The following is a 13,948-nucleotide window of genomic DNA, read 5'->3' on the forward strand; positions in this document are numbered from 1 at the left end:
TTTCCTTTGGAGTGTTTAACGGTTTGGTATCTTAATTATGCAAGATAAATTAATTATTCGTGGAGCGCGTGCTCATAACTTAAAAAATATAGATGTGGAAATTCCGCGTGATAAGTTGATTGTCATGACGGGCTTATCGGGTTCAGGAAAGTCCAGTCTGGCTTTTGATACCATTTACGCCGAAGGGCAACGCCGTTATGTTGAGAGTTTATCGGCTTATGCTAGACAGTTTTTAGGAAATATGGATAAGCCTGATGTTGATTCGATTGATGGTCTTAGCCCTGCTATTTCCATTGACCAAAAGACAACCAGTAAAAATCCACGTTCTACTGTTGGTACAGTTACAGAGATTAATGATTATCTCCGATTATTATATGCACGCGTTGGTATTCCTTATTGTAAAAATGGTCATGGTGCTATCACGGCTTCTTCAGTAGAGCAAATTGTTGATCAAGTTTTGATCTTGCCTGAGCGGACACGAATGCAGATTTTAGCACCTGTTGTTCGGCGGAAAAAAGGTCAACATAAGGCAGTATTTGATCGCATTCAAAAAGATGGCTATGTTCGTGTGCGTATAGATGGCGACATTATGGATGTAGCAGAAGTTCCTGAACTTTCAAAAAATAAAATGCACAACATTGAAGTGGTTGTTGATCGTCTCGTGCAAAAGGATGGTATTAGAGGACGTTTGTTTGATTCCATTGAAGCAGCTTTGCATTTGGGAGATGGTTATGTCATCATTGATACTATGGATGATCATGAATTGATTTTCTCAGAACACTATTCTTGTCCTGTTTGTGGTTTTACTGTTCCAGAATTGGAACCGCGTCTCTTTTCTTTTAATGCACCCTTTGGTTCTTGTCCTACCTGTGATGGTTTAGGGATTAAATTAGAAGTCGATTTGGACTTGGTTATTCCAGATGAGAATAAGACTTTGAGAGAGGGAGCGCTGGCTCCTTGGAATCCTATTTCTTCAAACTATTATCCGCAGATGCTAGAGCAAGCCATGAATGCTTTTGGTGTAGATATGGATAAACCTTGGAAAGATTTATCAGATGGGGATAAAAAGTTCGTCTTACATGGTTCAGGTGACAAAGCATTTCATTTTCATTATCAAAATGATTTTGGCGGTGTCAGGGATATTGATATTCCTTTTGAAGGCATTATTAGCAATATTAGCCGCCGTTATCATGAAACTAATAGTGATTTCACACGTAATGTCATGCGCAGCTATATGAATGAGCTGCCTTGTGCAACCTGTCATGGTTATCGACTCAATGATCAAGCTCTTAGTGTACGGGTTGGCGGCGAAGAAGGCCTAAATATTGGTCAGGTATCTGAGCTATCCATTGCGGATCACTTGAGTTTGCTGACTCATTTGGAACTGTCGGAAAATGAAAAAACCATTGCAACACCCATTGTCAAGGAAATTAAGGATCGTCTGACTTTCCTTAATAATGTGGGTCTTAATTATTTGACTTTATCACGCTCAGCAGGAACGCTATCAGGAGGCGAAAGCCAACGCATTCGTCTAGCAACTCAGATTGGTTCTAATTTAAGCGGTGTACTTTATATTTTGGATGAACCTTCCATTGGTTTACATCAAAGAGATAACGACCGCCTTATTTCCAGTCTTAAGAAAATGCGAGATTTGGGGAATACTTTGATTGTTGTCGAACATGATGAAGATACCATGATGGCAGCTGATTGGCTGGTTGATGTTGGACCGGGAGCAGGTGCTTTAGGTGGTGAAATTGTTGCCTCAGGCACCCCAAAGCAAGTTGCTAAAAATAAAAAGTCTATTACTGGACAGTATTTATCTGGTAAGAAAAAAATTCCTGTACCTTTGGATCGTCGTAAAGGGAGTGGCCGTTTCATTGAAATCAAAGGAGCAGCAGAAAACAATCTGCAAAACATTAATGTCAAATTTCCTCTTGGAAAATTTATTGCCGTTACAGGTGTTTCGGGTTCTGGTAAATCAACACTGGTTAATAGTATTTTAAAAAAAGTCATTGTTCAAAAACTCAATCGTAATTCTGAAAAGCCAGGCAAATACAAGTCTATTTCAGGAATTGAACATATTGATCGTTTAATTGACATTGATCAAAGCCCAATTGGCCGTACACCAAGATCCAATCCTGCCACCTATACAGGTGTCTTTGATGATATTCGTGACCTTTTTGCTCAAACCAATGAAGCTAAAATTCGCGGTTATAAGAAGGGACGTTTTTCTTTCAATGTTAAAGGCGGACGCTGCGAAGCCTGCTCAGGTGATGGCATTATCAAAATTGAAATGCACTTTTTGCCAGATGTTTATGTGCCTTGTGAAGTCTGTCATGGAACGCGTTATAATAGTGAGACTTTGGAAGTTCATTACAAGGACAAAAATATTGCAGAAATTCTTAATATGACAGTCAATGATGCAGCAGAATTTTTTGCACCGATTCCTAAAATTGCTCGCAAGATTCGAACCATTAAGGATGTTGGTCTTGGCTATGTAACTCTTGGACAGCCAGCGACCACTTTATCAGGTGGGGAAGCGCAGCGCATGAAGTTGGCTTCTGAACTGCATAAACGCTCAACGGGTAAGAGTTTTTATATTCTTGATGAGCCTACAACTGGTCTCCATACAGATGATATTGCTAGACTTCTTAAAGTCTTAGAGCGCTTTGTTGATGATGGCAATACTGTGCTTGTCATTGAGCATAATTTGGACGTCATTAAAACAGCTGACCATATTATTGACTTGGGACCGGAAGGCGGTGTTGGTGGTGGTCAAGTCATAGCAACTGGAACACCAGAACAAGTAGCTGAGATGACGGAAAGCTATACAGGACAGTATTTGAAGGGAAGACTAAATGAAAGATAGATTGATAACATTTGAGGAAAAGTTATCTCAATCGCCAGCTGAAGCTATATTGGTAACTGGCCAAAAAAATGTTTATTATCTAACAGGCTTTTGGGGAACAGCAGGAACAGTTTTTATCAGTAAAAATCGCCGTCTTTTCCTAACCGATGCTCGCTATAGTTTGCTTGCTCGGCAAACCATCACAGACTTTGATATTATCGAAACACGTTCAGCACTTGCAGAAATCGTTAAAATAATCAAAGCCGATAAGCTTTCAGTAATTGGCTTTGAGAGTGCTATTACTTATTCTTATTATCAAGAATTGGCAGCGACTTTTGCGGATTATCGTTTACTTGCTCTGACGAATTTTGTAGAAGAGTTACGCATGATTAAGGATACTGATGAAATTGAAGCTATTCGTCGTGCCTGTCAAATTTCTGATCGTGCTTTTGCAGATGTCTTAGATTTTATCAAACCGGGGCAAACGTCTGAGTTGGATGTGGCTAATTTTTTAGATTTTCGTATGCGAAAATATGGTGCAAGCGGCCTATCCTTTGAAACTATTGTTGCATCAGGTTACCGTTCTGCTATTCCTCATGGAGTGGCCGGTGATAAAGTGATTCAGTTGGGCGAAATGTTGACCATGGACTTTGGCTGTTATTATAACCACTATGTCAGTGATATGACACGTACTATCCATATTGGTGTTCCGACTGATGAGGAACGCACTATTTATGATATTGTCCTGAATTCTAATCGTGCTTTAATTGATATACTTAGGCCCAAAATGACACGTCGTGATTATGATAAGGCTGCGCGTGATGTGATTGCAGCAGCAGGTTATGGACAGGCTTTTACGCATGGCATCGGTCATGGTATTGGTCTGGATATTCACGAAATACCTTATTTTGGTAACGTTGAAGGCAGAATTGAATCTGGTATGGTTATCACAGATGAGCCTGGTATTTATCTAGATGGCAAGTATGGCGTTCGCATTGAAGATGATCTCCTTGTAACTAAGGATGGTTGTGAAGTGTTGACCCTAGCTCCTAAAGAGTTAATTATTTTAAAGTAGATAGAAAAATATTGTAATAAAACCTTGCTTTACCATGGTCAGTAAAGTCGTGATTGCAGTGTCTTAACTAATTTTTTTCTATTTAATAAGTCGTAAATTGGTGAAAATCTTTAAATATTTGAAACAATGGATCAAAAAATGATAATGAGAAAGGAATAAATATGACGAATAGACTTTCTTGGCAAGATTATTTTATGGCAAATGCAGAGTTGATTTCTAAACGTTCCACCTGCAATCGTGCCTATGTCGGTGCTGTATTGGTTAAAAATAATCGAATTATTGCAACGGGTTACAATGGTGGTGTGGCTGATACAGACAATTGTGATGATGTTGGACATGAAATGGAAGATGGGCACTGTATCCGTACAGTTCACGCCGAAATGAATGCCTTGATTCAATGTGCTAAGGAAGGGATTTCTGCCAATAATACGGAAATCTATGTCACGCATTTTCCTTGCATTAATTGCACTAAGGCTCTCTTACAGGCAGGCGTCAAAAAAATTACCTATAATACAGCTTATCGTATTCATCCCTTTGCTATTGAACTCATGACGCAAAAAGAAGTGGAATACGTACAACATGATGTACCGAGAGTGAAATTAGGTGAAAAGTAATTAAAAAGGCTCTTAGAGTTATATAAACGACACTCTAAGAGCTTTTCCTATTTTTTATGGTTTTGGATTTCTTCCATATACCCTGCTGTAATGATGCCAGCAGGAAGAGCTACAATAGCAACACCAATGAGAGATGAAAACATAGTAATGATTTTACCGATAGTTGAGACAGCAAAGATATCTCCATATCCCACCGTGGTTAAAGATATAGTTGCCCAGTAAATGGCGTCAAAAAAACTGGGAAATGTATTGGGTTCTACATTAAAAATGATTAAAGCCGATAGAAAAATATATCCTAAAGAAAAAATACCAACAATAACTAGAGAATCTTTTTGTTTTTTTAAAACATTAAGAATAATAGTAATATTTTTGGAATGGCGAATGATTTTAAAAAGTCGCAGCATCCGTGTAAAACGTATAATCTTTAATAATTTGAGACTGTTGTTCCATAGTAAAACTGAAGGAGATAAGCAGAGTAAATCAATAATAGCAAGTGGCGTAAAAGGATAATACAAAAATGACAGTTTTCCCTTGTTTAGATGAAAATCTGCAGTACAAAATCTTAAAAGATAATCAATAAGAAAAAGCAAGGATGTAATGTTATCAATATTGTATTTCCATTCGCTGTCAGTTTTAACAGTAAGTGGCAGTAAACTAAAGCTGATTGTCAAAATCATAAAAGCGTTGTAACACTTTCCAACAGTACTATCGTTGTCTTTTGAATCAATTATCTCATAGATCGTTTGTCTCATAATATATCGAACTTTCCTTTTCACTCCATTATATCATATTTAGCTTTTCACCGTTTTTTTAATCTAAGAAAAATTTGAGAATACGAGGACATTATGATAAAATGAGATGATAATATTTTATAAAGAGGTATAGTAAAAAATGATTGAAGCAAGTAAGCTTAAGGCTGGTATGACTTTTGAAACAACAGACGGAAAATTAATCAGAGTTCTTGAAGCCAGCCACCATAAACCAGGTAAAGGCAATACAGTTATGCGTATGAAATTGCGTGATGTTCGCACAGGTTCAACCTTTGATACAACTTATCGTCCGGAAGAAAAATTTGAACAAGCTATTATCGAAACACGTCCTGCTCAATACCTTTATCAAATGGATGACACTGCTTATTTTATGGACACCGAAAACTATGAGCAGTATGAAATTCCAATCGTTAACATTGAAAATGAATTAAAATTTATCCTTGAGAATTCAGAAGTTAAAATTCAATTCTATGGTTCAGAGGTTATCGGCGTTACCATACCAACAACTGTTGAATTGGTTGTTACTGATACGCAGCCATCTATCAAAGGGGCTACTGTAACAGGTTCAGGTAAACCAGCGACACTTGAAACAGGTCTTGTTGTCAATGTACCTGACTTTATTGAAGTTGGTCAGAAATTAGTTATTAATACCGCTGAGGGAACCTACGTTTCCCGTGCCTAAGGAAAACAGTTTTGGATGAATTTATTAGAAAGGACAAGTTTGATGGAAAATGAAATGATTGGCGAAATTGTTATTTCCCCACGTGTACTTGAAGTGATTACAGGTGTTGCGACAACGAAAGTTGAAGGTGTTCATTCGCTTCACAATAAAACAGTGACGGATAGTCTTAGTAAAGTTGCTCACGGTCGAGGTGTTTATCTCAAAACAGAAGAAGACGGAACAGTTAGTGCAGATATCTATGTCTACCTACAATATGGGATCAATGTACCTGCTGTTTCCATGGAAATTCAACGGGCAGTCAAAACAGCCGTTTATGATATGGCTGAAGTGAATCTTTCTGAAGTTAATATTCATGTGGTTGGCATTGTGCCGGAAAAAACACCCAAACCTGATATGAAAAACCTATTTGATGAGGATTTTCTTGATGACTAATGTATTTGTGGACTCTAGGCGCGATCTTCGTGAACGTGCTTTTCAAGCACTTTTTTCTTTGGAATTTGGTGGCGATAATTTAACAGCAGCAAGATTTGCTTATACTTATGATAAAAATGAAGAGGAAGAGGCTGAACTTCCTCTCTTCTTACTGACTTTAATACAAGGTGTATCTGATTGTAGAAGGGAAATAGATAAGAATATTTCTATTCATCTAAAATCTGGCTGGACGCTTTCTCGATTGACTTTGATTGATAAGAGCCTGTTGCGTTTAGGTTTATACGAAATTAAATATCATAAGGAAACACCAGAACGTGTTGCTCTTAATGAAATTATTGAAATTGCAAAAAAGTATTCAGATGAGAAATCCAGTAAGTTTATTAATGGCGTTTTAAGTCAGTTTGTGCTTGAAAGAAAATAATAAGGGCTGATAAAAGAAGAGGTAAGATTTTAGGCTTAAATCTTACCTCTTCTTTTTGAATTTAAAACTAAGAATTGTATGTCTATTCTTTTGCGCAAAGTTGATTAAATATTGACATTGAACTGATGCTCATTAATTAGGTAAGGACTTTTAATCAACCCACAAAAGACAAACCTAAATAAACCTTTTGATTCTAAACACTTTCTCCTGATAAAAGACCAACGGGGAGAATATAATCTTTAGGAGTATCTTGGTGTTCAATTTTCTTTAGCAATACGTCTACCAAAAGATGTGCGATATCTTTAATAGGTTGCCTAATAGTTGTTAGATAAGGATAGTAGTTCTCAACAAAGTGTGTTCCATCGTACCCAATAATTTTAAGTTCATGGGGAATGGTAATGTTTAACTGGTTAGCAATTTTCATTGTTAAAATAGCTGTCATATCATCGGACAAAAAGATACCATCAGGTTTTTCATTTTGGAGAATTACTTTTATTTCCATTTCTTTACGAATGATGGACAGCTCTCCAGATAGATGAAAAATAGGTGCTTGAGCAAAGACGGACTTAAAGCCTAATTGTCGCAGTCCTGTCGGAGAATTAGAATTATCTTTTCCAGCGATCATAATGGGATGTTGGCAGCCGTGTTTTTTTAAAAGTTTTGCGGCCATTCGTCCGCCTTCAAAATTATCAGAAGAGACGATGGGAATATTGGGTGCTAAGTTACGATCAAAGGCAATAATAGGAGCAGAAACTTTCTCATAATCATCAATGCCGAGGTTGTGACTACTGGAAATAATGCCATCAACCTGATTGGCTTCTAACATTTCGAGATAATCTCGTTCTTTATCGGGATTATTTTGACTGTTACAAATAATGGCTTTGTAGCCATGTTTAAACAACTCTATTTCTAAATATTCAATAAGTTCAGAATAGAAGATGTGACTGATATTAGGGAAGATAAGTCCGATTAGCTTGGCAGATTTCCCCTGAAGGCTGCGAGCGAGATTATTAGGCTTGTATCCTAGAGTCTTCATGGCAGCCTGTACTTTAGTAATTGTTTTTTCAGAGAGATAGCCTTTTCGATTAATCACGCGTGAAACGGTTGTTGGACTTACGCCAGCGAGTTTTGCGACATCTGTTAATTTTGCAACCATAGTTAATATTTCAATTCGTAGTAATTACCGCTTGGCTTTCCAGATTTAATCACAATACCAGTTTGTTTGTCATTTGGAAAAACACGTCCAGTAAAAACTTTTTCTCCCTTATTAATAAAAATTTCAAAAATAGATTTGTCAACAAAAATATTGACAACAGTCTCTTTTGCTTGGATAGAGCAAGAACGTTGGCTTCCAAATTCTAAGGCATATTGCTCCCCTGCTTTAGAGCGATCGATCAGAATGGTTCCCATCTTAGTATCAACTGTAATAGCTAAACCATTGCCTTTATTATCAGCAAAAAGGAGCAATTCATTAACTGATGAAGAGTCAAAAGTTAACTCTAATTCATAAGTATTATTGGTTTCTGGCTTGTAAGTGACTGCTTCTTTTTCAGAACGTAATGAACGAACAGCTTCAACGGGATATTGATAGAGTTTACCGTGTTTAAGGCTTAGCTCTTTGACGAGGCTCAAAGCTCCTTGATAGTCGTATGAATCACTTGGATAATCAATATCTGGCAACCCAATCCATGAGACAGCATAAACACGGCCATCGGGAGCATTGAAAGCTTGGGTAGCATAACATTCAAATCCGAAGTCAAGATTTTGAATTTCCGATGCATCAACTAGGGCAGGCTTTTCTGTGTCAAACGATTGACATACTTTGTAAGTATTAGGATAAATATTATGATAATCTAATTCAGATTTACTGAGTCCCTGAGGACTATAAATCAGGACAGGCTGTTCGTTTATAAAAACAAGATTTGGGCACTCAATCATATACTCAGATTTACTTCCGCCAAAGTCTAGATTACCAACTTCTTGCCAATTCTTAATATCATTATCAACAGCTTTATAGAGTTTGATAAATCCTTTTTTATCTAGACTTTGTGCTCCAACAATAGCATAAAATTGTCCTTTATAATTAAAAATTTGGGGATCGCGAAAGTGTTCAGTAACATCATTTGGCTGTTTAATAAGGACATCAGTAAATTTTTGGATATTGCCCTTTTTATCCATAAAAGCTCCGATTTGAAGTGGGTGACGAACCCAATTTTCATCTCGGACATTTCCTGTATAAAAGAGAAAAAGCTGATCACCGATTTCATAGGCACTGCCCGAGTATGCACCATGGCTGTCATGGGGAGTATCGGGATAAAGGACTGTACCTGTTTCTTTGAAATGGACTAAGTCTTCACTTTCAGTATGGATCCAAGATTTTAAGCCGTGAGCTGCTCCAAATGGCCAATTTTGATAAAAAAGGTTAAATTTTCCATTAAAATAGGAAAAACCGTTTGGATCATTAAGGAGTCCTGTTTTAGGTTCTATATGATACGTTGTATGCCAAGGAGACAAAGCTACATTGGTTTTAATACTTTTTATTTCTTCTTCAGTCCAATCTTGATAGCGGCGATATCTGATATTTTGAGGCAAATTCATCGTTTATCTACTCCTAATAATAGTTTATCTACATACTAATATAGTAAACGTTTTCTTTCTAAAAATCAATCTTTTGTTGCAAAAAAGAATTTTATGTAAAACGATTGACATATTGGAAAAAAATGATAAAATGAATAACGTGGAAAGTAAAAAAACGCTTTCAAAACAAAATAATTATTAAGGAGTTTTTTGCAAATGGATTATGGCAAAGTAGCTAGTGAAGTCATCACAGCTGTTGGTAAAGATAATCTTGTAGCTGCCGCTCACTGTGCGACACGTCTTCGTCTTGTTTTAAAAAATGACAGTAAAGTAGATCAAAAAGCGTTGGATAAAAATGCTGATGTCAAGGGAACTTTTAAAACGGATGGTCAATATCAAGTTATTATTGGCCCTGGTGATGTTAACTTTGTTTATGATGAAATTATTAAACAAACAGGTTTAACAGAAGTCTCAACAGATGATTTGAAAAAGATTGCTGCTAGTGGTAAAAAGTTCAATCCTATTATGGCTTTGATCAAACTGTTGTCTGATATCTTTGTACCAATTATCCCTGCCTTGGTAGCAGGCGGTCTCTTAATGGCTTTAAATAACTTTTTAACTTCAGAAGGTTTATTTGGTACTAAGTCACTGGTTCAACAATTCCCGATTATTAAGGGTTCGTCTGACATGATTCAATTAATGTCAGCAGCGCCTTTCTGGTTCTTGCCCATTTTGGTTGGGATTTCAGCCGCTAAACGTTTTGGTGCTAACCAATTCTTAGGAGCTTCAATCGGCATGATTATGGTCGCACCGGGGGCAGCAAATATCATTGGTTTAGCAGCTAATGCTCCAATTTCAAAGGCTGCTACTATTGGTGCTTATACAGGATTTTGGAATATTTTTGGGTTGCATGTTACTCAGGCAAGTTATACTTATCAAGTGATTCCAGTACTTGTGGCTGTATGGCTTTTATCTATCTTAGAAAAATTTTTCCATAAGAGATTGCCCTCAGCAGTTGACTTTACCTTTACACCTTTATTGTCAGTTATTATTACTGGATTTTTGACATTTATCGTTATTGGTCCTGTTATGAAAGAAGTTTCTGACTGGCTTACAAATGGAATCGTATGGCTGTATGATGCAACGGGATTCCTAGGTATGGGTGTCTTTGGTGCTCTATATTCACCTGTAGTTATGACTGGTCTCCATCAAAGTTTCCCAGCTATTGAAACCCAACTCATTTCAGCTTTCCAAAATGGTACTGGTCATGGTGACTTTATCTTTGTTACAGCTTCAATGGCCAATGTCGCACAAGGTGCAGCAACCTTTGCAATTTACTTCTTAACAAAAGATAAGAAGATGAAAGGTCTCTCATCTTCTTCAGGTGTGTCAGCGCTTCTTGGTATTACAGAACCTGCTCTTTTTGGGGTGAATTTGAAATATCGTTTTCCATTCTTTTGTGCTCTGATTGGCTCAGCTAGTGCTGCAGCAATTGCGGGCTTACTTCAAGTTGTAGCGGTTTCTCTTGGTTCGGCAGGTTTTCTTGGTTTCCTTTCTATTAAGGCAAGTTCTATTCCATTTTATGTAGTCTGTGAATTAATCAGTTTTGCTATAGCTTTTGCAGTAACTTATGGCTATGGTAAGACGAAGGCTGTTGATGTCTTTGCTGCTGAAGCTGCTGTCGAAGAAGCTATTGAAGAAGCGCAGGAAATTCCAGAAGAAGCTGCTTCTGCAGCAAATAAGGCACAAGTTACTGATGAAGTTCTTGCGGCTCCTCTTGCTGGTGAAGCTGTTGAATTAACCTCTGTTAATGACCCTGTTTTTTCTAGTGAAGCAATGGGTAAGGGGATTGCTATCAAACCTAGTGGTAATACAGTTTATGCACCGGTTGATGGGACTGTTCAAATTGCTTTTGATACTGGCCATGCTTATGGCATTAAATCAGACAATGGTGCGGAGATTCTTATTCATATTGGTATTGATACTGTATCAATGGAAGGTAAAGGATTTGAACAAAAAGTTCAAGCAGATCAAAAAGTTAAAAAAGGTGATGTTCTCGGAACATTTGATAGCGACAAGATTGCAGAAGCTGGTCTTGATAATACAACAATGTTCATTGTTACTAATACAGCTGATTATGTGTCAGTTGAAACCCTCGCTTCCTCAGGAACTGTTGCCGTAGGTGATAGCTTACTTGAAGTTAAAAAATAAGAAATATTATCAGAAAGACCGTAAGGTCTTTTTGACTGCTTAAAAGATTCAGTAACAATAGTATTAAAGCCTTTTGGCTAACTAATACTTGAAACTTAGCAAATTATGATATAATGTTAAGTAGTCCTTAAGGGCAGATTAAGGGTATTCAAATCCAAAAATTGATTTGGTAAGTTAAGTAAAATATAAGAGGTTTATTATGTCTAAATTATATGGCAGCATTGAAGCTGGCGGAACAAAATTTGTCTGTGCTGTAGGTGATGAAAATTTTCAAATTTTAGAAAAAGTTCAGTTCCCAACAACAACACCTTATGAAACAATAGAAAAAACAGTTGCTTTCTTTAAAAAATTTGAAGCTGATTTAGCCAGTGTTGCCATTGGTTCTTTTGGCCCTATTGATATTGATCAAAATTCAGACACTTATGGTTACATTACTTCAACACCAAAGCCAAACTGGGCTAACGTTGATTTTGTCGGCTTAATTTCTAAAGATTTTAAAATTCCATTTTACTTTACGACAGATGTTAATTCTTCTGCTTATGGGGAAACAATTGCTCGTTCAAATGTTAAAAGTCTGGTTTATTATACTATTGGAACAGGCATTGGAGCAGGGGCTATTCAAAATGGCGAATTCATTGGCGGTATGGGACATACGGAAGCTGGACACGTTTACATGGCTCCGCATCCCAATGATGTTCATCATGGTTTTGTAGGCACCTGTCCTTTCCATAAAGGTTGTTTAGAAGGACTTGCAGCGGGTCCTAGCTTAGAGGCTCGTACTGGTATTCGTGGTGAGTTAATTGAGCAAAACTCAGAAGTTTGGGATATTCAGGCATACTACATTGCTCAGGCGGCTATTCAGGCGACTGTTCTTTATCGTCCGCAAGTTATTGTATTTGGCGGAGGCGTTATGGCACAAGAACATATGCTCAATCGGGTTCGTGAAAAATTTACTTCACTTTTGAATGACTATCTTCCAGTTCCAAATGTTAAGGATTATATTGTGACACCAGCTATTGCAGAAAATGGTTCAGCAACATTGGGAAATCTCGCTTTAGCTAAAAAGATAGCAGCGCGTTAATTAAAAATGAATTGGAAGATTAAAGCACCTTCTAATATTCAATATTAAACTGTTAGAATTTACGTGAACGAAATTTTCATTTTATGAGGATAATGAAGTGAATATAATTACTCTTGATTTCCTCTGAAACTAGATAGTGGTATATTGAAAAACAGAAAGGAGAACACTATGGCAGAACCTTTGTTTTTACAATCACAAATGCATGAAAAAATCTGGGGCGGCAATCGGCTCAGAAAAGAATTTGGTTATGACATTCCTAGTGAAACGACGGGAGAATATTGGGCGATTTCTGCGCATCCTAATGGAGTGTCTATTGTTAAAAATGGTGTTTATAAAGGTGTCCCCTTAGATGAATTATATGCAGAGCATAAAGAACTGTTCGGCAATAGCAAGAGTTTTGTTTTTCCGCTTTTAACTAAAATCTTAGATGCCAACGATTGGCTTAGTGTTCAAGTTCATCCTGATAATGCTTATGCTTTGGAACATGAAGGTGAGTTAGGAAAGACAGAATGTTGGTATGTCATTTCAGCTGATGAAGGTGCTGAAATTATCTATGGACACGAAGCTAAATCTAAAGAAGAATTGCGTCAAATGATTGCCGCGGGCGATTGGGATCACCTTTTGACAAAGATTCCTGTTAAAGCTGGAGATTTCTTCTATGTTCCTAGTGGTACTATGCATGCCATTGGTAAGGGAATTATGATTTTGGAGACACAGCAGTCAAGTGATACGACCTACCGCGTTTATGATTTTGATCGTAAAGATGATCAAGGACGAAAACGAGCTCTTCACATTGAACAGTCAATTGATGTTTTGACAATTGGTAAGCCGGCAAATGCGACGCCAGCTTGGTTATCTCTACAAGACCTTGAAACAACGGTCTTGGTTTCCAGCCCTTTCTTTACTGTCTATAAATGGCAGATTAGTGGTTCTGTCAAAATGCAGCAGACAGTTCCTTACCTTTTGGTGAGTGTCCTTGCTGGACAAGGTCGTATTACGGTTGGTTTAGAACAATATGCCTTAAGAAAGGGAGATCATCTTATTCTTCCTAATACTATTAAATCTTGGCAATTTGATGGTGATTTAGAAATAATTGCCAGCCATTCCAATGAATGTTAAAGAGTCTGTTTGATAATAAGATTCCAGTTGAATTAACTAAGTTGTAAAGATAAGATAAAGCTATGGGGCAGAAAAGTTTCTGCCTCTTTATTAGCTTTTGAAACGGCTGATAAATTCT

12 protein-coding genes are annotated in these 13,948 nt (G+C 37.2%); 9 read left to right on the forward strand and 3 right to left on the reverse strand.

What is annotated here, in order from left to right:
• Positions 1–37 precede the first annotated feature (37 nt).
• From uvrA to FNL60_RS01790, 3 genes are all read left to right on the forward strand, one after another.
• Positions 38–2,869, forward strand: coding sequence for an excinuclease ABC subunit UvrA (gene uvrA, locus FNL60_RS01780; protein ID WP_002280417.1), 2,832 nt, complete (start codon positions 38–40; stop codon positions 2,867–2,869).
• The gene (locus FNL60_RS01785) at positions 2,859–3,923 is read left to right on the forward strand and encodes a M24 family metallopeptidase (protein WP_002269076.1); all 1,065 of its coding nucleotides are present in this window, start codon (positions 2,859–2,861) and stop codon (positions 3,921–3,923) included. The genes uvrA and FNL60_RS01785 overlap by 11 nt, the downstream gene beginning before the upstream one ends.
• A gap of 161 nt (positions 3,924–4,084) precedes the next feature.
• The gene (locus FNL60_RS01790; RefSeq protein WP_002262664.1) at positions 4,085–4,537 is read left to right on the forward strand and encodes a deoxycytidylate deaminase; all 453 of its coding nucleotides are present in this window, start codon (positions 4,085–4,087) and stop codon (positions 4,535–4,537) included.
• Between the two features lie 47 nt (positions 4,538–4,584).
• Here FNL60_RS01790 and FNL60_RS01795 read toward each other — a convergent pair whose 3' ends face one another.
• Entirely contained in the window at positions 4,585–5,289 is a 705-nt protein-coding gene (locus tag FNL60_RS01795) for an ion transporter (RefSeq protein WP_002264996.1), read from the reverse strand.
• Positions 5,290–5,428: 139 nt separating this feature from the next.
• Between FNL60_RS01795 and efp the strand changes: the two genes are divergently transcribed.
• From efp to nusB, 3 genes are read left to right on the forward strand one after another with little or no spacing between them, the layout of a single operon-like run.
• Positions 5,429–5,989 carry an elongation factor P gene (gene efp, locus FNL60_RS01800; RefSeq protein ID WP_002262662.1) on the forward strand — a complete coding sequence of 187 codons (561 nt, stop codon included), beginning with the start codon at positions 5,429–5,431 and terminating at the stop codon, positions 5,987–5,989.
• Between the two features lie 42 nt (positions 5,990–6,031).
• A complete protein-coding gene (locus tag FNL60_RS01805) occupies positions 6,032–6,421 on the forward strand; it encodes an Asp23/Gls24 family envelope stress response protein (RefSeq protein WP_002262661.1) in 390 nt (129 codons plus the stop codon).
• Positions 6,414–6,842: a transcription antitermination factor NusB gene (gene nusB, locus FNL60_RS01810; RefSeq protein WP_002262660.1), complete on the forward strand. Its 429-nt coding sequence runs from the start codon at positions 6,414–6,416 to the stop codon at positions 6,840–6,842. Before FNL60_RS01805 ends, nusB begins: the two co-directional genes overlap by 8 nt.
• Positions 6,843–7,035: 193 nt before the next feature.
• Here the strand turns inward: nusB and FNL60_RS01815 are convergent, their stop codons facing one another.
• Both FNL60_RS01815 and FNL60_RS01820 read right to left on the reverse strand, forming a co-directional pair.
• Positions 7,036–7,998 carry a LacI family DNA-binding transcriptional regulator gene (locus FNL60_RS01815; RefSeq protein ID WP_002280418.1) on the reverse strand — a complete coding sequence of 321 codons (963 nt, stop codon included), beginning with the start codon at positions 7,996–7,998 and terminating at the stop codon, positions 7,036–7,038.
• 2 nt (positions 7,999–8,000) lie between these two features.
• Positions 8,001–9,440, reverse strand: a complete 1,440-nt coding sequence (locus FNL60_RS01820; protein WP_002274039.1) for a sucrose-6-phosphate hydrolase — start codon at positions 9,438–9,440, stop codon at positions 8,001–8,003.
• Between the two features lie 195 nt (positions 9,441–9,635).
• Between FNL60_RS01820 and FNL60_RS01825 the strand changes: the two genes are divergently transcribed.
• From FNL60_RS01825 to manA, 3 genes are all read left to right on the forward strand, one after another.
• Complete coding sequence (locus FNL60_RS01825; protein ID WP_002280419.1) at positions 9,636–11,630, forward strand: sucrose-specific PTS transporter subunit IIBC; 1,995 nt, start codon at positions 9,636–9,638, stop codon at positions 11,628–11,630.
• 199 nt (positions 11,631–11,829) lie between these two features.
• Entirely contained in the window at positions 11,830–12,711 is an 882-nt protein-coding gene (gene scrK / locus FNL60_RS01830; protein WP_002280420.1) for a fructokinase ScrK, read from the forward strand.
• A gap of 168 nt (positions 12,712–12,879) precedes the next feature.
• Complete coding sequence (manA, locus tag FNL60_RS01835) at positions 12,880–13,830, forward strand: mannose-6-phosphate isomerase, class I (protein WP_002280421.1); 951 nt, start codon at positions 12,880–12,882, stop codon at positions 13,828–13,830.
• The last annotated feature ends 118 nt before the right edge of the window (positions 13,831–13,948 follow it).

The organism is Streptococcus mutans (assembly GCF_006739205.1).
Lineage (GTDB): Bacteria > Bacillota > Bacilli > Lactobacillales > Streptococcaceae > Streptococcus > Streptococcus mutans.